The sequence below is a fragment of the Psychrobacter coccoides genome (genome assembly GCF_017498085.1).
In the GTDB taxonomy this organism is placed as follows: Bacteria; Pseudomonadota; Gammaproteobacteria; order Pseudomonadales; family Moraxellaceae; genus Psychrobacter; species Psychrobacter coccoides.
In genome coordinates, this window is record NZ_JAGBKM010000014.1 from 1 (window position 1) to 20089 (window position 20089).

Annotated in this window: 19 protein-coding genes; 10 read left to right on the forward strand and 9 right to left on the reverse strand. The window is 46.3% G+C overall.

Annotated elements, in window-relative coordinates; translation table 11 throughout:
• Window positions 1-63: 63 nt before the first annotated feature.
• The 3 genes from J3492_RS13220 to J3492_RS08330 are packed head-to-tail and all read left to right on the forward strand — an operon-like array spanning window position 64 to window position 1481.
• On the forward strand, window positions 64-402 hold the full coding sequence (locus J3492_RS13220; RefSeq protein WP_243453171.1) for an IS630 transposase-related protein: 339 nt from the start codon (window positions 64-66) through the stop codon (window positions 400-402).
• Window positions 386-907 carry an IS630 family transposase gene (locus tag J3492_RS13225; protein WP_243453170.1) on the forward strand — a complete coding sequence of 174 codons (522 nt, stop codon included), beginning with the start codon at window positions 386-388 and terminating at the stop codon, window positions 905-907. The genes J3492_RS13220 and J3492_RS13225 overlap by 17 nt, the downstream gene beginning before the upstream one ends.
• Entirely contained in the window at window positions 897-1481 is a 585-nt protein-coding gene (locus J3492_RS08330; RefSeq protein WP_243453178.1) for a dicarboxylate/amino acid:cation symporter, read from the forward strand. Before J3492_RS13225 ends, J3492_RS08330 begins: the two co-directional genes overlap by 11 nt.
• A gap of 129 nt (window positions 1482-1610) precedes the next feature.
• On the opposite strand, the gene J3492_RS08335 is transcribed toward J3492_RS08330, so the two are convergent.
• The 6 genes from J3492_RS08335 to J3492_RS08360 all read right to left on the reverse strand — a co-directional run bounded on the left by J3492_RS08335 (window position 1611) and on the right by J3492_RS08360 (window position 8392).
• The gene (locus J3492_RS08335) at window positions 1611-2360 is read right to left on the reverse strand and encodes a TSUP family transporter (RefSeq protein ID WP_207991540.1); all 750 of its coding nucleotides are present in this window, start codon (window positions 2358-2360) and stop codon (window positions 1611-1613) included.
• A 257-nt stretch (window positions 2361-2617) separates the two neighbouring features.
• A complete protein-coding gene (locus J3492_RS08340) occupies window positions 2618-3349 on the reverse strand; it encodes an HAD family hydrolase (protein ID WP_207991542.1) in 732 nt (243 codons plus the stop codon).
• Complete coding sequence (locus J3492_RS08345) at window positions 3346-4491, reverse strand: TIGR03364 family FAD-dependent oxidoreductase (protein ID WP_207991544.1); 1146 nt, start codon at window positions 4489-4491, stop codon at window positions 3346-3348. Before J3492_RS08345 ends, J3492_RS08340 begins: the two co-directional genes overlap by 4 nt.
• Window positions 4492-4619: 128 nt before the next feature.
• Complete coding sequence (locus J3492_RS08350) at window positions 4620-5615, reverse strand: ABC transporter substrate-binding protein (RefSeq protein WP_207991550.1); 996 nt, start codon at window positions 5613-5615, stop codon at window positions 4620-4622.
• Between the two features lie 83 nt (window positions 5616-5698).
• Window positions 5699-7369 (reverse strand): ABC transporter permease subunit, encoded by a 1671-nt coding sequence (locus J3492_RS08355; protein ID WP_207991552.1) that lies wholly within the window; start codon window positions 7367-7369, stop codon window positions 5699-5701.
• A gap of 114 nt (window positions 7370-7483) precedes the next feature.
• Complete coding sequence (locus J3492_RS08360; RefSeq protein ID WP_207991554.1) at window positions 7484-8392, reverse strand: ABC transporter ATP-binding protein; 909 nt, start codon at window positions 8390-8392, stop codon at window positions 7484-7486.
• Between the two features lie 587 nt (window positions 8393-8979).
• On the opposite strand from J3492_RS08360, the gene nhaA reads away from it, so the two are divergent.
• The 3 genes from nhaA (at window position 8980) to J3492_RS08375 (ending at window position 12222) form a co-directional block, all read left to right on the forward strand.
• Window positions 8980-10185 (forward strand): Na+/H+ antiporter NhaA, encoded by a 1206-nt coding sequence (nhaA, locus tag J3492_RS08365; RefSeq protein WP_207991556.1) that lies wholly within the window; start codon window positions 8980-8982, stop codon window positions 10183-10185.
• Window positions 10186-10227: 42 nt separating this feature from the next.
• On the forward strand, window positions 10228-10830 hold the full coding sequence (locus J3492_RS08370; RefSeq protein WP_207991558.1) for a DUF2799 domain-containing protein: 603 nt from the start codon (window positions 10228-10230) through the stop codon (window positions 10828-10830).
• A 75-nt stretch (window positions 10831-10905) separates the two neighbouring features.
• The gene (locus J3492_RS08375) at window positions 10906-12222 is read left to right on the forward strand and encodes an oxygenase MpaB family protein (protein WP_207991560.1); all 1317 of its coding nucleotides are present in this window, start codon (window positions 10906-10908) and stop codon (window positions 12220-12222) included.
• Window positions 12223-12277: 55 nt separating this feature from the next.
• Here the strand turns inward: J3492_RS08375 and J3492_RS08380 are convergent, their stop codons facing one another.
• The gene (locus J3492_RS08380; RefSeq protein ID WP_207991562.1) at window positions 12278-13066 is read right to left on the reverse strand and encodes an NUDIX hydrolase; all 789 of its coding nucleotides are present in this window, start codon (window positions 13064-13066) and stop codon (window positions 12278-12280) included.
• A 310-nt stretch (window positions 13067-13376) separates the two neighbouring features.
• On the opposite strand from J3492_RS08380, the gene J3492_RS08385 reads away from it, so the two are divergent.
• Entirely contained in the window at window positions 13377-13940 is a 564-nt protein-coding gene (locus tag J3492_RS08385; protein ID WP_207991564.1) for an NUDIX hydrolase, read from the forward strand.
• A gap of 81 nt (window positions 13941-14021) precedes the next feature.
• Here the strand turns inward: J3492_RS08385 and J3492_RS08390 are convergent, their stop codons facing one another.
• Entirely contained in the window at window positions 14022-17081 is a 3060-nt protein-coding gene (locus tag J3492_RS08390) for an insulinase family protein (RefSeq protein WP_207991571.1), read from the reverse strand.
• A 238-nt stretch (window positions 17082-17319) separates the two neighbouring features.
• Here J3492_RS08390 and J3492_RS08395 point away from each other — a divergent pair, with 238 nt between their 5' ends.
• The 3 genes from J3492_RS08395 to J3492_RS08405 all read left to right on the forward strand — a co-directional run bounded on the left by J3492_RS08395 (window position 17320) and on the right by J3492_RS08405 (window position 19002).
• Complete coding sequence (locus J3492_RS08395; protein WP_207991573.1) at window positions 17320-17781, forward strand: universal stress protein; 462 nt, start codon at window positions 17320-17322, stop codon at window positions 17779-17781.
• Window positions 17782-17846: 65 nt separating this feature from the next.
• Window positions 17847-18308: a universal stress protein gene (locus J3492_RS08400; RefSeq protein WP_207991575.1), complete on the forward strand. Its 462-nt coding sequence runs from the start codon at window positions 17847-17849 to the stop codon at window positions 18306-18308.
• 232 nt (window positions 18309-18540) lie between these two features.
• Window positions 18541-19002, forward strand: coding sequence for a universal stress protein (locus J3492_RS08405; protein WP_207991577.1), 462 nt, complete (start codon window positions 18541-18543; stop codon window positions 19000-19002).
• 15 nt (window positions 19003-19017) lie between these two features.
• Here J3492_RS08405 and J3492_RS08410 read toward each other — a convergent pair whose 3' ends face one another.
• The gene (locus tag J3492_RS08410; RefSeq protein WP_207991579.1) at window positions 19018-19944 is read right to left on the reverse strand and encodes a LysR substrate-binding domain-containing protein; all 927 of its coding nucleotides are present in this window, start codon (window positions 19942-19944) and stop codon (window positions 19018-19020) included.
• Window positions 19945-20089 lie beyond the last annotated feature (145 nt).

Consider the following 20089-nt stretch of genomic DNA (forward strand, 5'->3'; position numbering starts at 1 on the left):
TATAGTAAATCTTAGATAAAACCGATACAATATTTATAACCAATTCATTTAGTGAAATAAACGATGACCTATTCAATCGACTTTCGCAAACAAGTGTTACGAAGCATTACCGATGGCATGACCATTCGAGAAGCAGCTAACTTTTATCAGCTTAGCACAAGCTCGATTCATAGCTGGCAGCAGAGCTTAGTTCCTAAAACAACCAGAAATAAAGCACCGACTAAAATATCAAATGAAGCCTTACTGAAAGATGTTAAGCAGCATCCAGACGATTATATGTACGAGAGAGCACAGCGTTTAGGCTGTAGTAAGTCAGGCATAGAAGCCGCATTAAAACGCCTTAGCATCAGTCAAAAAAAAGACCTTAAAACATCCAAAAGCCTGTTTGATAAAAAGAGCTAAGTATCTCAATCATTTAAGTAATTATATGACTCAAGGCTATCCCATCGTTTATATGGATGAAAGCGGCTTTGAGGCTGAAACTATCAGACCTTACGGCTATGCACGGATAGGTAAACCCTGTGTCGACAGCTACAACTGGCAAGCAAAGAAGCGTACGAATGTCATCGGTGCTCTCTATAAAAAAATGCTGTTTGCGCTTGATTACTTTGAGACCAATATCAATAGTAATATATTTTATGACTGGTGTAAGTTCACACTTATTCCAAGTCTTAAAACCAAGAGCGTGATTGTCATGGATAACGCTCGGTTTCATAAAAGCAGACGTATCCAAAAACTACTCAACAGACATGGCCATCGTATTCTTTGGCTGCCGCCGTACAGCCCTGATCTGAACCCTATCGAGAAGAAGTGGGCACAGGCTAAGTTTCTACGCCAAGGGTGGATGGAGAATAATCTGCCTAAACTGTTTCAGGATATGGGCTGTTCCAGTTTTATTGTGGATTGACTATAGTACTTCAAGCTCAAATGCGACCATTCCGATTACTCTGCGTACCGTCACCAAGCGCATGGGGGTTGATAACTCAGTAGCGTCTTTTACCGTGCCTTTTGGTGCCACCATCAATATGGATGGTACAGCTATCATGCAAGGAACGGCGACCATTTTTATTGCCAATATTTACGGCATTAACTTGGGAGTTACTGAGTACTTAACCGTGATCCTGATGTCAGTATTGGCCTCTATCGGTACTGCCGGCGTGCCTGGCGTTGGTCTTATTATGTTGTCTATGGTCTTTGCACAAGTGGGCTTGCCTATCGAGGGTATCGGGCTTATTTTGGGTGTCGATCGTATCCTTGATATGCTGCGCACCGCTGTAAACGTCGGTGGTGACGCTGCGGTGACGACTATCGTTGCCAAATCAGAAGAGAAAATGGATGTGGCTATCTTTAACGACCCTGAAGCTGGCACTAAAGATGTGTTTGATGGTCATATCGATAAAGACAGCAAGCGTGAGTTTTCTGAAGTCTTTAGCGATGGCTTGATGGGTAGCGAATACGATGACATCAATCGTCATAAATAAGCTAAGGTAAACAAAAACCCAACCACCCCAGACCCTATTGTTAAACAGATCCCCGTAAGTTACACATAATATTCGGAGATCCGTTTAACGGGCTGGGGTTTTTATGTTTAAAGATAACGTTAAATACAATCAACCAATCACATATTTGGTAATCATTGCCAGACACACCAGCACAATCACAGGGCGAATGAGCTTGCTACCACCTTTGACCACCATATGTGAGCCAAAATACGCCCCTATTATCTGTCCAACCATCATGGCAAAGCCAACTTTCCAAAGCACATTGCCCCCCAAGATAAAAAATATCAACGAGCCGATATTGGTAGATAGATTCAACACCTTCGCTGCACCTGTGGCCTCAATAATTTGCCGGCCTCGTAGTGCCACATTGCCCAACGCAAAAAACATCCCCGTACCAGGACCGATATAACCATCATAAAAGCCTATCAAAGGCGCTGCCACTTTTTGCCACTTACCCTCACTGATTCTCGGTGCTGCCTCAACCTCTCCCAGTCTGGGCGCAAATAAGGTATAAATACCGATGGCAGCAATCAAAAAGGGAATAAGCTTTTCTAATAGATCAGGCGGTGACATCTGCACAGCAATCGTACCTAAGACTGAACCCAAAAAGGCGGCAATAATGGCAACTTTGATACGTGATGGTTTAATCACACCTTTTTTAATCATCGTAATAGACGCCGCTAGTGCTCCTGAAGCAGCTTGCAGTTTATTGGTGCCCAATGTCATGACAGGTGGGATATTGGCCAGCAACATCGCTGGAATGGTCAACAAACCACCACCACCTGCAATGGCATCAATAAAACCAGCCAGCGCCGCTACAGCGGTAAGCATTAAAATAATTTCTAAGGATAATTCCATGGCATTGCCTTCAGTTTTTTAGAATGCGCAATCATAATGCGCTTAAACGATACTGTCCAATCAAGATTGGGTATTTTGCTTTTTTAGAATGCCATAAATGCGATAGATTCAATATTTTTTACTTAATAAAATAGCGGGTATCGCTTAAAAAAGAGCCATAAAAAAAGGGCTACACAACAGTGTACCCCTTTCCAATTATCATGCATGGACATTGTTTTAAAGTGGTGCGGCACTCTCAGCCCAACTTTAAGACACGGCTACTGCTCAATCAATTCAGCCAAATCAGTCAGTTTCTGCAGCACCAGATCTGGCGCATGCCGCTCAAGCTGAGCTTTGGTCTGTGCACCGCTCAAGACCCCGATACATAAACCGCAATTGGCGTTTTTGCCTTCTTCGATATCGATACCACTATCGCCGGCTTTGAGTACTTGCGTTGGGTCTTTGATTCCAAACTTTGCCATAGCAAGCGTGATCATATCTGGCGCAGGACGCCCATGGCGCACGTCATCCGCTGTGATCAAAGCGTCGATCTCACGGCCCACAGACCAACCTAAAATAGCCAATATATTGTTGGCAGTATGTGAGTCATAACCCGTATTTAACACCACTTTTTTGCCACTAGCTTTTAAGGCATCAAACAAAGCCTGTATTCCATCAAAGGCAGACAACGTCTGTGCGCTATAGGCTGTCGCCATCTGGGTTTTAAATGTCTTAAATGCTGCCGCTGTCAGACGCTCGACATCGGCAGGAGCAAGGTTTAATTCGCTCAGTATGTCGTGGATCGCTTGCTGCTTTTCTTTACCCGCACCAATCGCTAAGCAAGTCGCAAGATCCACTTTTTTATCATCAGTAGTTAGCGTCTGATTGATAGCAGTGCACACGGTTTTGTAGACCAGATTGTCTTCATCCACCGTTGTGCCAGCCATATCAAAAACACACAGTTTAATATTATCGAACTTATCTTTGATACTCATCATGTCTGTACTCATTGTTTTGACTCCAATACCAAATCAATTAACTCTTCACCAAAGGCAAAGCCTGTCGAGGCGCCCGTGCCTCCTGTGACAGAGCCAACCACCACGCCCTTTTCTGGAGCGGCTTTAAACACCACATCGTCACCACTCGGATAGACACCCAGCCAGTGCTGAACGACATCCATGTCACCAATATTGAGCACTCTTTGGCACTCATTAATAATTAATTCATCAATGCGCACATCTCTAAAAGGCAGCTCTCTGTCGCTATAGTCATGGCTGTCGCCGATGATAAGAGAGCCATCAGCAGACTGCACCACGATCAGATGCACACCTGCCTGACGCTCAGCAGCTTGTACCTTGTCCAGCAGTGAGATAAGCCCTTTTGCTTCGGGCAATTGGGCAAACCCATCGTAGCGAGCAAAGCTCAGATCCGACATCACTGCGGCATTGAGCGTAAAGGCTTGTTTGGGCATGACACGCAGCATATTGAGCGTGCAAAGCTTGGCCTGCGCCTGTGCCAACGTTTCAGGATACAAGCTATACAAATCAGCCCCTGGACAGACCACGCAATGCTCTGCCGTCAGCGTACCGCGACTGGTATAGACCTTGGGCAGCGTAACTAACTGCACACTGGTCTGGTTATAAAAATCCACGCCATGGGCGTGCTGCAGCCACGTCGCCAACTTGCCAATGGCGGTCTTGGACTCGACTCTGAGCTCATGAGGGCTATATAGCACCCCCAGCCCTTGATGAAGATAAGGCGCCTGTTTTGCGATTTCAGCTTGGCTCAATAACTGACAATCGGCCCCCATCGGTGTCTTTAAAAATGCCTCAGCCACGTCCATCGCTTCTGGACGCTGAATGAGCATGTGCAGGCCGCTATGCTCTATATCGATACCCGCTTTGGGCGCAATATCTGCCCAGACATCACGGGTATACCTCGCTCGCTGCCAGTGTGCGCCTCTTTTTTGGCCACTGACGGTGATAAAACCGAAGTTACGCACTGACGCATCTTTATTTTGTGCCTCGCGTTCAACCAGTGCCACGCTGAGTCCTTTTTTGACAGCGGCGTAAGCGCTGGCGAGGCCAATAATGCCGCCCCCGACGACGACGACATCGTATTTTTTTTCAGATAATTTGCCTGTTGACTGCACCTTAGCGACTCCTAAATATGAATGGGTATTAACAGTAAAATGAATGACCCGCCCAAAGCCCGAAGGTTAATAAAGGCTTGTTTTGGGTTCAGGCTCTAAACGGCAGAAACTCTTTGCTTAAAAAATGCCTAACTGGTCTGATCGTGAAAAAACGCCCTGTGCTTATCCAATAACTCGGCGGTGAGTGGCTCTGCATAGGTTTTGACAGTGTTTATTTGATTGTCGGGTGCGACCGTTTCACCCTCATAGACGACTGTTGGATATATCTCTAGCAGCTGCGGCCGTGCTTGCTTGACGATAATTTCGGCCATCTTCATGGCGTTTGGATTGCTGTCTGCGCCTTTATCGAGGACCGCCACAGCTTCACTGAGCGTATAGCTGCCTTCGCTTGGGTCGATGTAGTCGATAGGTAGCCCTGCCGCCTTGTGAGCCACAGCTTGATGCCGCATACCAAAGCCAATGGGCACCTCACCTGCCATGACTTTTTTGAGCGGGCCGGAGCCTGATAGCTCCAAGTTTGGCCCAGCGTTTTGCCGGATGCGATTCATAATGGCCTGCCCTTTATCCGCCATGCCATATGTCGCCGTGATATCTTGTACAAACAGCCAGCCCGTCGATGAGCCATTTGGATCTACCATGGCAATTTTGTTTTTGTAGATGGGTTTTGCCAAATCTTTGACACTGGTCGGCTGGGGAAGCTGCTGCGTGGCCATCTCTTGCGTATTTAGAATAATCGCCCCAGCAAAGCTTAAAATCGGTGCGTAGTAATTAGGGACGGCCTCTTTGGGATTAAGAGTAAAGTCGATCTCTTGAAACATCGAATGGCGAGCTTGCGCACTCTCTAAATAAAACGCACTCATGGTGACCAGATCTGCTTCTGTATTTTTGCCTTCTGCCAATAGACGCCCGCCCAGCTCCCCTGTGCCAAAGGACTGAAGGATATATTGACCTTCGTACCCTGCTGCGTCCAACACCGTTTGCATGACTTCCACGGCTTCTTGGTCGGCATTGCTATAAATAACGACCTCCTCTGCGCTGGCGTTATCGCTTGAGGACGCTGAGCTACAGCCTGCCAGTACCATCCCGCACATCAGGCTTATCGTCAGTTTTTTTAATAAAAACATTGTGTTTCCTATTGGTTTGATTGATTTTTAAAGAATTTTTATTTTTTTAACGATCTTGTTTTTAGCGATAAGGGCGCTCACGCTTATGTCGCCAACACTTGGTTGGGCGCTTTTTTGTGGCCATAAAGACGTCTGCTATATAAGTGGCGCATCAGAGCAAACAACGACAGCGCACAGATATTGGTCAGCAATATCATGAGTGATAAGATAAAAATCTCATCAAAGCGGGCAAAATGCTGCAGCTCAACGATTTTGGTGGTGAGTACCATGGTTTTGGCCCCAGAGATAAAGATCACGGCACTAATCGTCACCATAGCACTGATAAAGTAAAACGAGGCGACCTCAATTAACGTAAAAAAGGAATTGGGTAGCACGATGCGGCGCAACGACGTCAACCACGAATCCCCCAATAAGCTGGCTGTGGTCTCCCAGCCTAGGTTCATTTTGGCCAATGCGTTTTTACTCATCAAATAAGGCGTCGCAAAATAATGAATGATGTTACTTATCACGATAATAAAAATGGTATTGGCGATTGCCGTGCCCGAAAACACCATCAGATAAGCGATACCCACGACCATCCCTGGCACCGTATTGGTCACCAGCGCCGCACTTTCGATACCAAACTTACCGACCTTAAATAGGCGGGTGCGCTCGCCTAATAAGGCTGAAAAATAGGTAATCAAGGTGCCAAAGACCGCCGTCAAAACCGCAACGATAAGCGAGTTTTTGTAGACTCGCATCAGGTTGGTCGATGTCAAGACCTGACTCACCGTGTCAGTGCTAAACTGCATTTGATAGGGCCATACCTTGACCCATGGAATGATGAATATCACGGCAAACACCGTCAGCAAACACAATAAGATAGCGCTCGACGATACTGCCAAGATACGGTCTTTAATCGGTGTCGCTGGCAAGTCGATAGGCTCGGCCGTATCATAGCGAACGTTAAAGCGTGCGACATACCAGAGCAGTAGGATGCTGAGCGCTGAAGGGATAAGCATAAACAAAGCAACCACTGCCCCTTTTTCAAACGATGGTGACGCCCCTAGTATGTGAGTATAAAGCTCGATTGCGATGACTTTGTACTGCCCGCCGATAGACGCTGGGATACCAAAATCAGTAAAGGCTAAAAAGAAACACTGAATCAGCGCCGCAGCAAAAGTGCCAATCAGTGGACGCATGACGGTCATATCAAACTGGCGCAAAGGCGAGTCGCCCATCAGCTCTGAGACGATCACAAACTTTTTATCCAAATACTGAAAAGTGTTATTGAGTAATAAGAAGGCAATCGGCAAGGTATAAATGGTGTAGCCAAGCCACATTCCCTGAAAACCATAGATGTTTTCAAACAGCTGAAAACCGAGTATTTGAGTTAATAAACCTTGTTTGCCAAAGGTATAGATAATGGCAAAGCCGTAAGTCACGGTCGGCAACAACATCGGCAACAAGGCGGCAAGCTTGATGGTCTTTTTAAACCCTATGGGCAAGTGCGTCCAGTGCACGGTATAAGCTAAGACAAAAGCAAGAGTTGTAGCGCTAAACGCACTGATTGTCGCCACAAAAAAACTATTGAACAACACCTGCTGAAAACCGTCACTACTCACCATGCTTTGATAGTTATCCAAACCAATGCCATCGCCCACATTTAAGGACAGCATCAGCATTTTGGCCAAGGGTACAAATAGAAAAACGACAAACAGTATCGTCACAAAGAGCCAAACGGCTTTTATTTGGGGCGGGTTATTAAGCGTCATAAACATCCAAAACCATCAAATGATTCACGTTTTATTTGATAAAAATGCCAGTCCGTACGGCTATCAGAGCTTTAGCCACGCTATTACTTATCGGTGGCGCTCCATGCTCAAAGCTTAAACATCGGCTTTTAACGGCTGGCTGGTGGCGATATCTGCTGATGTTTTCTGATCCAAAGAGCCAAGAGCACGGGCAGGCGCAGTGTGTTGGGGCGCAGCAGCGGCATACCGTTCATGGTTTTGGGTTTGCGTGTATTTGCTCAGTGGGTCCACTGGCGCATGACCATCTGCAAACAGGCTTAGGATGTTGCGGCGTTTGATATTGAGCTGATTGAGAATGAAGTTGGTGACAAAGCCATTGGCGGGGTTGCAGATGATGTCAGTTGGCTTGGCAAACTGTGCCACCTTGCCATCTGACAACAACAAAATACGATCAGATAGCGTCATGGCTTCTTCTGGGTCGTGGGTCACGATGAGGGTGGTCAGCTCATAGCGCAGCGCAATCTCACGAATACGCTGTTTGATGGTTTCTTTGATCACGCCATCGAGGGCAGAGAGCGGCTCATCGAGTAGCAATATTTTAGGTTTGGTGACCAGCGTACGTGCCAGGGCCACACGCTGCTTTTGACCGCCAGAGAGCTGGCTAATGCGCTTGTTGAGATGAGCTCGGATATCGAGCAGATCGATCAGCTCATCGACTTCTTGCGCTGTGCTAAGATGAGGATTATTACGTAGGCCGTATTCGATGTTTTGTTTGACATTGAGATTGGGAAATAAAGCATAGTCTTGAAAGACAATATTAAACCCACGGTGCTTCATCGGCACTCGGGTAATATCTTCGCCATTGTAGGCGATCCTGCCGCCACTGATATCCGTCAGGCCCAAAATCATGTGCAACAAGGTGGTCTTGCCGCAACCTGATGGCCCCAATATCGAGACGATCTCTCCTTTATTGATTTTTAGTGATATATCTTCAAAGATTACTTTATCATCGTACTTCTTGGTCACTTGCCTGAGCTCTAACATATCCACTCACCTAATCGCATAAAAGTTTTAGTACTTATCTTGGATAGGTCAGCAGTGTAGTCGTTAGTTATGACGTTTTGATGAAGGTAATATGACAAGACGATGACTCTGCTGTCGCTATAAACACGTACAGCCAGCATCAGCAGTTTGGTAGTAACACATAAAACCCAACCATAGCGACTCAATTTACCAAAAATATCTACATAGCTTTTAGGAGATACTATCTTGTCATGGTTATATATTCTATGATGTTACTGGTAAAGTGTTTTAAAATATAAAACATACCAAACATATCAATGGCGATTCGCACTCGCTATGATAAGATAAAACACCTGACAGCAATAATAGCGTCTTCAAGGAAGAAGGCTTCTTGACCATAAACAATACATTGGTCACTAAAATGCCATCATTCATATTATGATGCCTCTGGCTTTAGTACTACAGACCAGAGGTGGATTAGCAGAGTTGGATGCTTTTAGCTTTTATATTGATTGAATTGTGAGAAACCGATGCAGTCTGTTGTTATCGTTATGATGCGTTAAAGCAGTCGCTCGAGTTTACCGTGTACTTAGTAAATGAGGATAAATATGGCAATGCGACGGATTAAAGCGTTTTTTGAACTCGAGGCATCTGGCGGTATCGTCTTAGCGCTGGCTGCTATTGCAGCAATGATTATTGCTAACACACCATTAAACACATGGTATGCAGGTTTTATTCACGCTCCAGTCGCCATTCAAGTAGGCGATTTTGTCCTCGCTAAAGACGCACGGCATTGGATCAATGATGGTCTGATGGCGGTTTTCTTTTTTTTGGTTGGTCTTGAACTAAAACGTGAAGTGCTAATTGGTGAACTCTCCAATATTAAACAAATCATTTTGCCTGCTGCTGCCGCTGTCGGTGGCATGATCGCACCAGCGATTGTTTATTTACTCTTTAACTATCATGAGCCTCAGTATATGAAAGGCTGGGCGATTCCAGCGGCTACTGATATTGCTTTTGCCCTTGGTATTTTGAGTCTACTTGGCAGCCGCGTACCAAATGCATTGAAAGTATTTTTGGTCTCTATTGCTATCTTTGATGATATTGGCGCTATCGTTATTATCGCTTTGTTTTATACCAGTGATCTATCGATGCTGTCTCTCGCTGCAGCGGCCATTTGCTTACCGATTTTATATGCATTAAACCGACGTAACGTCACCAGTATCGCACCCTACTTATTGGTCGGTATCATTATGTGGCTTGCCGTACTGCAGTCTGGCGTTCATGCCACTTTAGCCGGTGTGGTTCTGGCTTTATTTATACCACTTTTTGATCGTACTGATCCTGAGCACTCGCCATTAGAAGAGCTTGAGCATGACCTTCAAGACACGGTGTCTTATGGTATCTTGCCCCTCTTTGCCTTTGCCAATGCTGGTATATCGCTTAAAGGTGCCGGTTTTGAAGAGTTGTTTCATTCAGTACCCCTAGGTATTGCTGCAGGATTATTTATCGGTAAGCAGGTGGGCATCATGCTCATGTGTTGGCTCATCTTTAAGATGGGTCTATCCACCATGCCTAGAGGCATGAACTTTAAGCAAATCTATGGTGCAGCACTGCTATGTGGTGTGGGTTTTACCATGAGCTTATTTATTGGTGGTCTGGCATTTGGTGGCGATACACCGTTATTCGATGAGCGTTTGGGTATTATTATGGGCTCAATCGTCTCTGGTGTGGCAGGTTATCTCATGCTTAAAGCCACGCTAAAAGAAGAGGTGAGCAGTCCTTCAGTGGATCTAACGGGCAAAACATCGTAGAGGGTTAAGCGTTGAGACGCATATTAGTCAAAAGGGATGACTATGTCACGAACTGAGCAGCGATATATACGTAGCGGTGTCCTTAGCCTATCTATTATGGGAGGGGTGGTTTTGCTCTCAGGCTGTGCGACGCTCTCAAAGCAAGAGTGCCTAGTCGGTAATTGGCAAGCTATCGGCTACAATGATGGCGTTGCAGGGTATCATTCAGAACGTCTCGCTGCCCATACAAAAGCTTGCGCCAAAGCCAACATCACACCTGACTACTCAGCGTGGGAGCGTGGTCGTCAGTTAGGGCTGCAGCAGTACTGCACTACCAATAATGCTTATAACTTAGGCAGGCGTGGCCGCAAATTAAATAATGTCTGTCCGATGACAGCCGTAAACTCTCTACAAATCGCAAACCAGCAGGGGCTAGATTATTATACGCTGGAGCGGCAGATAGAGGATGACAATAGACGACTTGATGAGTACCAAGAGGAGCTCGACAGGCTCAAAGATGGTGAGATGCTAGACTTTGATAGTGAAAAAGAAGCCCGCAAACGCTTACTATATTTATCCTCTGAGCAATACGACATAAAACGCCGAATCAAGCGTATACAAAGGCAGCTTGACGCTTTAAATCAGACAGACAGACCTTATAGATGAATCTATCTAAGCAGCGGTTTCTACTAAAGGTTAGGGCCTCTAAGTAAGCTCTAATCATAAGAGCACTGAATCAATATGGATAACGATAACAGCAGTCCTATAAACCCTTTAACAGATACGTCTTATCAGCGCCATGGTCGTACCACTGCTATCGACGACCATGATGAGCTGCAAGTGCTGCGCCGAATCAAGCGTTATTTACTGCCTAAGGATTTTGTGATCTCACAGACCTTATTGAATGAGATAGTCAACGGTTATGATATCGGCGATCCCGTCACCGACAACCTGATTACCGATGGTGTACGCTTTGCCAAACCGCTACAGCAAGCCGTTATCAATGGCGATATCAATAATACGCTGGCGGATAACGCCGATTTTATGTCGCTTGTGGCCCAATTTAGTCATCATCCTGACTGGTTCGATCCCAAGCTTGCACAGATTGGGGCGACTGCCTATCGGCGCTATCCACTGATGCTCATCTGGCTACTGCGTAATGTGGCTTTGATGGCGGGCTATAGTATCCCTGCGCTCTCCTTGCCTCTGATTCAAACTGGCGCCTTGAAAAATGATGCGCTGCCGCGTCTAATGCGTACCTATGCTTATATCTTGGCGGTATCTGAGCACCCACAGCTTCAGACTTCTAGCCAGCACCCACCCCTCACGCAAGTACTGGCTATCGGCTCTGAAGGTTGGCGACAATCCATAAAAGTACGCCAAATTCATACCCTAGTGCGGCAAAACTTGCTTAGAGGCAAGCTCAAAGACTCCACAGATGAGGTTATACAAGGCACACAACACCATAACCCTGATGGCAGCTGGAATAGCGCTTATTGGGGCATCCCTATTAACCAAACCGACATGATTGCCACACACCTACAGTTTTCACTGCTGATCATGCGTGGCCTGCGCTTACTTGGTGCCCGTATCAGTAGCGAGGAGGCTAAAGGTATCTTGCATTTGTGGAATATGGCCAGCTATTGGATGGGGGTTGATTTAGATCGTCTTCCAAAAAACGAAGCCGCCTGTTGGGAATGGCTCTACACTTATTTAGCCATACAGCAACTTGACTTTAAGATGGGGCGACCGCTGGCCAAAGCCTTGCACGATTTGCCACGTCAGCTTATGGGTGAAGACAATCGCCGAGGGCGTTTTGTAGAAATGGTCAATGCCAGTGTCACCCGCACCTTGGTTGGCGACGATATTGGCGATGGCTTACAGCTGCCCAAGTCTAAGTTACGTTTTGGCATCTTGTCCTCTGTTCCCATCTTATTTGCGCTCGATACAGCACGGCATCACAACCAGACTGTGGCAGATAAACTAGAGGCGTTTCGTGCCAAGCGCCAAGATAATATGAACTGGTGGTTAAAACGCAACGATGATTATTACAAATAATCGTATATAGCCAGCCGTGTATAAATACTAGCGATATTTGACTAAAGCAATCACCCTAACGATCCAAATACAAACCTGACTCTTGCAAACGATAATACCACTCAAACTGCCGATCAAAGCCTGTCTCTAGTAAGCTTGCGATGACCTTACCCGTCAACCCCCAAACCGTCTCACCATCTACTTGCCAGCTGGGCGTCACCAGCGTTGCGGTCTGGTCTTGCATCGTATACTCAATCACATACTCAACAGTGGGCTGAGTCAGGAGCGCCTCAAAGTCTGCCCAAAAAATACGAGATATCTCCCCCAGCTCAGGCACTAAAGCCAAATCTGGGGCGATAAGTGCCACAATAGGGCGTACACTCATGCCACTTTTGGATATTTGAATGGGCAGTTGTCCCAGCAGCTGTACTTTGTTTGGTGGTAGCGCAGTTTCTTCACAGGCCTCACGTAAGGCGGTGACGACATTATTACCATCACCGATCTCAAGCTTGCCACCAGCACAGGATACCTCGCCTGCATGGCTGGTCATGTGTGCAGCACGGCGAGTCAACAACAGCTTAGGGTGACGCTCATGAGTGATAGCCACCAGTATTGACGCATCAGCAATGGGCGTCTGATATAAGCTGTCCAACAAACGCACACTGTTGGACGTACCCTCAACAGAAGTACCGTAAAGCTTGGAGGACGCTGGTATTTCAAGCGTCGGTGTTGGTGGTGCTTGTAGCGTCTTTAACGTCTCACTCTGTACCCGTTCAGCCAATTGCCTGAGTGTCGGATAACGAATAAGCTTTGGCACCGCCACTGAAAACTCATCGAAATTTACAGCAGGCTGAGTTACCCTCATGATGACTACCCTATTATTTTATTTTTTAGATACCATGATCTTATCATGCAATACGATCTGGCGTGCTGACTTGCTGGGTTAATCGAACCAGTCATTGACGTTCTCACTTGGTACATCAGCACTTTTTAGTAAACACTGTGTTTTTATGATCAGCAAACAAGGTGTTGCTGTTATCAATGCTCAATACCGCGCATTTTATGTTATCTTAGGACAACTATAATTAGAATGTATCATAAGTTGGATTATCGACGCCTCATGATAGTCCTTAGATCAAATTCGCTTTTTACCTCATCAAAATAAGGCAGTTCATATGCGCTATTGCTTACAATGCGGTCACGAAGCTGAACGCAAAATCCCGCCAACTGATAATATGCTGCGTTTAGTCTGTCCTAATTGCAACTATATTCACTACGAAAATCCAAAAGTCATCTGTGGCTCTTTAGTGGTGCACAAAGACAGAGTGTTGCTATGTCGCCGTGCTATCGAACCTCAGTATGGGCTATGGACCATTCCAGCAGGGTTTATGGAAAATGGTGAAACCATGGCAGAAGGCGCTGCTCGTGAGTGCTTTGAAGAGGCTGATGCTGTCGTACTCAATCCGCATTTATACTGTATTTATGATTTGCCAGATATTGGTCAGATTTATAGCATTTACCTAACCGATCTAAAAGACGGTGCTTATGGCGTTGGCTCTGAAAGCCTAGATTGTGCACTGTTTAGCGAAGAAGACATTCCTTGGGATAGTCTTGCCTTTGAAGCCGTACGTCGCACGTTGACCAGTTATTTTGAGGATCGTCAGCAGTTCGATACGCTTGCCGACTTCCCTATTCATCAAGATATGATTGGTAAAGACTTGAGTATTAAACGCTTTTAACTCATATTCAAAACAGCAAAAGCCAAGCATGCGCTTGGCTTTTTTTATAATGACAGGGATACCTTTTCTCTCACCCCTATCCTAGCTTTTAATCTTACAGACTTCAAAGCCTAGTGCTGTTACCGTGTCTTCTTTATCAAAAGGTGCTAAAGTGGCACGCACATGCTGCTGGCCTTGTAAATACTGACGAGCCACACGCTTTAGATCATCGATGGTTACAGCCAAGATGGACGCTCGCATTTTGCGTTGCCAATCTGCACCACGCTGATGTAAATCTGCAAAACAAGCCTTGACTGCTTCGCCAGCAGGTGAGCCTGGCTTATCCATACCTGAGATAATCCCCAAGATGGCCTCTTCTAACTGCTCATCAGTCTGTGGCTCATTGAGCAGCCACTCGATACTGGCCTCAAAGTGGGCAAAAGTCTCTGCACAGTACGGATCGCGATAGCTAAAGAACTTAAAGGCGCAGGCGTTGGCATCGTAGCCAGCACCCCCACCATAAGCACCGCCACGCTCACGAATGGCACTATGCAAGTAGCCGTTACGCAAGTAAGGCGCAAGTACCATAAGTGCTGCAGTATCCGGATGATCTGCCGCAGGTACGGTGTATGCACTGGCGTTATGATAGACGTTGGTCGCAACCAACCATGCCATATCTTGCACGATGGGGTTATGTTCAAGCGCACGAGTGGCGTCTTTTTCCCCATTTAGAGCAGGGTCTAATGTTAAATCTGCAAACTCACTAGGCACATTGGACTCGACATCATCAGCGCTGATCGTTTGCTCTGACGCTTTACTGTCTTGCCAGCTACTGACAATTAAGTCACTCAAACGCTCAGTTTGCTCAGCCTCACTGATAATCAGCGCATGTTTAGGTAAGCTGATGATACGCTGATGTAAGGCCATTAAGCTGGTCGCAAGCTCGTCCCACTGCGTGTCATCCTCACTGGCATGAGATAAAAAATCCTTGAGCGCATTTAGCGCAGGTAACCCACTACGCACATATTCTAAATGCGCTTGACGGCTCATACCACGACTGGCGGTTTGCATGGCGTAGGCATGTCCTGCACTTGCAAGACGTGATTGCCAGCTGGCGGCACGTGACTGCAAAATCTCCTTGATGCGATCGTGTTCAGTAAAGACACTGTGCTCCATCACTTCTTTGAGCAAATCAATCGCTTCTGGTTTACGGTTGAGCGCCCGGGTCGCTACCACAAAGTAGCTGCTTATGGTTTGGCTATCGTCGATACTCGTGCGCTGCGAGATACGTGCAGTCACACCCGATGAGTGCGCTGCCTGCTTGGCTTGTAGTTCATAAGCTGTCAACGAGTCCGTACCCAGCTCTGAAAACAAGCTCAAATAAATCGGCAATAATGGATGGTTGATTACCTCGTTTGCTGGCAGCGTCTCGGCATTGCCTGCGCCAATCGCATCCGTTAACGGTACGATGACTTGATAATAATAGAGACCATTGGTGCCCGCTTCATACTCAAATAAGGTACTGCTCTGCCCATTTAAAGTAATCTGCTTTTGCGTCCCTTCTTTAAAGCTAATGTCTGTCGGCACGTCTTCTAAACCAACTTTTGGCAATAAGCTTAAATCATCAGGAGCTGCTTGCCGTGCTGCTAGATCAAGCGCTTGTTTGCGCAAGATGTCTTTATCATCAGCCGTAAGATCCATAGCGATGGTATCGAGGCGAGTCTGCTCAGCCGCCGCCAGACGCGCTGACTTTTCACTATCAGGCGTTAAAGTCACTCGCACACGGTGATTGTTATCCAATAAGTGCGTTTTTATCAAATTGGGCAACCACTGCTCGTCTTTAACCTGCTCACGCAACCAAGCCAGATGCTCATCGACCTCCCACACATCGATGGGATTACCATCATGAATGGCGGTACTAAAACCCTCAAGCATTAGATTTAGCCCGTAGGGTATACTGTCGCCGCCGATATGGCGCTGATCAATCTCTATTTGATGCAGTATCGTCTCGATAGTGTCATCATCGATAGGCTGGCTGGCCACTTGCGCCAGCAAGTCCATGATGCCTTGCTCTACCGCTTCAGCGTGCTCAGGGTTTGAGCCTCGCAGACCAGTATAAAACACCATCTCATAATGGCTGTCATCCAGCCCAAGCAATGGGCTTGGCGCTTTGCCCAGTGGATGACTGTCTAAGTACGCCCGTAGTGGAGAGCCGGCATGCTCGACCAACACGCCCTCTAATAGACGGAGCGCCAGACGCTGCTTGGGATCGGTAATCGATGGCAATAACCAAGCAACCACATGATGGGTTTGATCAGGGCCCGCTTCATCAGCGGTATAGGTATCGGTAGCACTAATCGGCGCAGACAGACGCTGCTCTGGACGTGACACATGTTTTTTGCCCGCTGTAAATCGGCTCAACACATCATCATGTAACTTCGCTTGTGTCTGGGCCACGGGGATATTACCAAAGCTCATGATCACACTGTTTGACGGATGGTAATGGCTCTGATGAAACTCAACCAGCTCCGTATGCGTTAAGTCAGGGATATCAGCAGGGTCACCGCCTGAGTTATAATGATAGGTCGTGGTCGGAAACAAATGATGGGCGACCGTATGATACAACTGATCAATCTCACCACTCATCGCTCCCTTCATTTCATTGAAAACAATGCCCTTAAACTGCGGCTTATCGTTTTCGTCCAGCTCCACTCGAATACCTTCTTGGGCAAAATCTAGCGGATGAATGTTGGGAAAGAATGCCGCATCCAGATAAACATCGAGCAAGTTAAAATAATCATTCTTGTTTTGTGTCGCATAAGGATAAGCGGTCCAGTCAGCGGCAGTCATCGCATTCATAAACGTATTTAATGAGCGCTTAATCATCGAAAAGAACGGATCACGCACAGGAAACTTCTCAGAACCACACAGGGCCACATGCTCTAAAATATGGGCTTCACCTTTAGAGTCCATAGGCTGCGTACGAAACCCTACTAAGAACGCATTTTCATCACTAGGATGTGCTAAATGGTAATGCATGGCACCAGTTTTGACATGCTGGCTGATCAGCACATCCATGGACAACGCCTCAATATGGCGATGTTCGAGCAGCTCAAATGCTGGATGCAGGGTCAAATCAGCGGTAAATGGCGTGTCAGTCATAGTTGTCCTTATCAATTATTTTTGAATATCAATATATTTGTCTAATGCGATTAGATGGGGCTAATCGCATAATAAGTCAAGGCAGTGCAGATGGCTAACGACATCAATAAAAAAACAAAATTAATAATCAGCAAGTGTCTATTATCTTAACAAAGCTTATCCATAGTGCTACTATGGAGTTATCAGCGATTGTTTTACTTGAATGACTACTTAATACCTGGCACACGAGGATTTACTCATGAATTACAAGCACGTTTTATTAGTCACTGACTTACTTTCTGATGCGGATATCGTCGCCCAAAGAGCCAAACGTGTTATCCTTGGGTTCCCTGAGGCCAAGTTGTCGGTACTGCATATTGTCGAAGACGACTTGGTACATTTTGGCCGCAAGCCAGTTACTGAGACCACACTGACCGACGATGACCCAAGTGGCCAATGGCAAGAAACCAGAGAAAAACTTGCCCGATTCATTGAGCGCAATGATCTTAAAACAACACACTCAGAGGTCACAGCAGCCATCTCCAACGATAAAGATATTGTCAAATACTGCCGCGAACAAAACGTTGATTTGTTGATTATTGGCCGCCACGAACGCCAAGGTATCGCTGCGTGGTTGATTAAGGCGACAGCAGACAGCATTTTGCCCAACGTTCCCTGTGATAGTTTGGTCGTCAAGCTTAACGAGCCTGTATTAGAGTAGCGCCTCTGACTTGTCTTGAGTGGATACGCCCAACCACACCTACTGTTTATTAAAAGGAGTACCTTATGAGCTATAAACACATATTACTGGTCACTGACTTATTATCCGATGCTGATATCGTGGCACAAAGTGCCAAACGTGTTATCGCAGGCTCCCCTAATGCCAAGCTTTCAGTACTACACATCGTTGAAGACGATATGGTGCGTTTTGGCTATGAACTGGTCCCTGCCTCTAGCCTATCGGGCGAAAGAGATGGTGAACACTGGGTTGAGGCGCGCGCCAAATTAGCAGAGTTTCTCAATCGTAATGACCTACATGCCTACAAATCCGAGGTGACAGCAGCCATCTCTAATGACAAGGGCATTATCAATTACTGTAATCAAAACGACGTCGACCTGCTGGTAATTGGCCGCCATGAGCGCCGTGGTATCGCTGCGTGGTTGGTAGGTGCAACTGCAGACAATATTTTACCCAATGCCCCTTGTGACAGCTTAGTGGTCAAGCTTGACCATCCTGTATCGACCTAATTGGCTCTTAAGCGCTGCTGCAGTCTATAGCACACGACTTAACAATAAGTCTGAGTAGTGCTATTGTTAAAAGTAACCTACCATAGTCGATACACTCTAAAAAATATCATAGCGCTACTAAGATAAGCTTTGCACAGCCTCTGGGTACACAGCACGCAAGTAAAATTTATACCAGTAGCGCATTTAAGTCCATAACAGTTTTACATTCAGCTGAATATACGAGGAACACCTCATGAGCTATCAACATATCTTACTGGTTACCGACTTATTGTCTGATGCCGATATCGTGGCACAAAAAGCCAAGCGTATCGTCGAAAATCGTCCGGGCGCTAAGCTGTCAGTGCTGCATATCGTTAAAGACACCATGGTAGGCTTTGGCTATGAGCTGGTACCCGCTTCTAGTCTCTACGATGAGATCGACGATGTACGCTGCCAAGAAGCCCGAGCAAAGCTTGCGGCGTTTTTAGAGCGCAATCAGCTCCAGGCAGTAAAGTCTGAAGTGACCACCGCCATCTCTAGTAGTGAAGGTATCGTCAATTACTGTCATAAGCATGATGTTGATCTGTTGGTTATCGGACGTCATGAGCGCCACGGCATCTCAGCATGGATCAGCGGGGCAACGGCGGACAACATCTTACCCAATGTACCCTGTGACAGCTTAGTGGTTCGACTAGATAAACCTGTCGAAAAATAGCGCTTCGTTCTTAGGTTAAATAATATCTATAAAGGTCTGCCATATCGAGCTTTGATGACGAGCGGTATGCCAGACCAGCCACCAAGTCCTAGACAAATCTATCCCCGATACCTTGACCTGTCTGAGCTGACCACTGTCTAGCTCTGCTTGAATGACATGCTGGGACAGACAACCCAAACCAATATCAGTGCTCACCATGTTTTTTAGCGCTTCTGACTGCTGGATAGCGATGATCGTCTCAGTATCAGGTAGGTGTTGCAGTAGCTGCTCATCAATAATCTGCCGTGTTCCTGAACCTGCCTCACGTATCAGTAATGGTAGCTTGGCCAACTGCTGTGTCGTCAACTCATAGCACTCATCTCTTGCGTTATATCTAGCCGTATCAGTCAGCCACTTACTATCATGCTTAGCAAACACCATAAGCGTATCCGTACGCCATGCCCGTTGTTCGATAGCTTTTATATCCGTAGGTCTTGGCATACCTTCTACTAGCGCAATATCGATATTTAACTGCTCCACCTCATTGACCACCTCTTGCGTGTTGGCGATATAGAGATCAACATGTGCGTCAGGCAGAGTCTCATATAGCTTGGCAAGTAACGAGGGCAGTACGTAATTGCCGATTGTGGTACTGGCACCGATATGAATCTGGCCTGCTTGATGCTTATGATAATGCTCAAGCGTCAGTGACTGACCCAAGATCGCTTGTGCTTGCACATAGACAGGATAAGCATTGGGATGTGGGTTTAATCCACGACCTACCCGCTCAAACAACGGCATCTGTAGGCGGGCTTCTAGCTCAGTAAGCGCACTACTGACTGCTGACTGTGATAGATGCAACGCCTCACTAGCACGACTGGTGCTACCGGTTTGATAAATACTGACAAACACGGCTAGTTGTTTTAGGGTAATTTTGGGCAGTACTTGCATCAGTTTTTTCATTAGCTGTCATTACGTCCTAATCTCAATAACCCAAATTTTCGATAGTTTGTATCTTATTAATCTGTTTTTATTATAAATCAAGTTGGCTTATACTATTTACTCATAAGCTTATGCTTATATTTACCTTAGTAATCAGTAATAGGAT

Bases quoted from the DNA above. Each gene is read 5' to 3' on its own strand.
- J3492_RS13220 (WP_243453171.1), top strand. From the start codon at position 64: ATGACCTATTCAATCGACTTTCGCAAACAAGTGTTACGAAGCATTACC.
- J3492_RS08335 (WP_207991540.1), bottom strand. From the start codon at position 2,360: ATGGAATTATCCTTAGAAATTATTTTAATGCTTACCGCTGTAGCGGCG.
- J3492_RS08340 (WP_207991542.1), bottom strand. From the start codon at position 3,349: ATGAGTACAGACATGATGAGTATCAAAGATAAGTTCGATAATATTAAA.
- J3492_RS08350 (WP_207991550.1), bottom strand. From the start codon at position 5,615: ATGTTTTTATTAAAAAAACTGACGATAAGCCTGATGTGCGGGATGGTA.
- J3492_RS08355 (WP_207991552.1), bottom strand. From the start codon at position 7,369: ATGACGCTTAATAACCCGCCCCAAATAAAAGCCGTTTGGCTCTTTGTG.
- J3492_RS08360 (WP_207991554.1), bottom strand. From the start codon at position 8,392: ATGTTAGAGCTCAGGCAAGTGACCAAGAAGTACGATGATAAAGTAATC.
- nhaA (WP_207991556.1), top strand. From the start codon at position 8,980: ATGGCAATGCGACGGATTAAAGCGTTTTTTGAACTCGAGGCATCTGGC.
- J3492_RS08370 (WP_207991558.1), top strand. From the start codon at position 10,228: ATGTCACGAACTGAGCAGCGATATATACGTAGCGGTGTCCTTAGCCTA.
- J3492_RS08375 (WP_207991560.1), top strand. From the start codon at position 10,906: ATGGATAACGATAACAGCAGTCCTATAAACCCTTTAACAGATACGTCT.
- J3492_RS08380 (WP_207991562.1), bottom strand. From the start codon at position 13,066: ATGAGGGTAACTCAGCCTGCTGTAAATTTCGATGAGTTTTCAGTGGCG.
- J3492_RS08385 (WP_207991564.1), top strand. From the start codon at position 13,377: ATGCGCTATTGCTTACAATGCGGTCACGAAGCTGAACGCAAAATCCCG.
- J3492_RS08390 (WP_207991571.1), bottom strand. From the start codon at position 17,081: ATGACTGACACGCCATTTACCGCTGATTTGACCCTGCATCCAGCATTT.
- J3492_RS08395 (WP_207991573.1), top strand. From the start codon at position 17,320: ATGAATTACAAGCACGTTTTATTAGTCACTGACTTACTTTCTGATGCG.
- J3492_RS08400 (WP_207991575.1), top strand. From the start codon at position 17,847: ATGAGCTATAAACACATATTACTGGTCACTGACTTATTATCCGATGCT.
- J3492_RS08405 (WP_207991577.1), top strand. From the start codon at position 18,541: ATGAGCTATCAACATATCTTACTGGTTACCGACTTATTGTCTGATGCC.
- J3492_RS08410 (WP_207991579.1), bottom strand. From the start codon at position 19,944: ATGAAAAAACTGATGCAAGTACTGCCCAAAATTACCCTAAAACAACTA.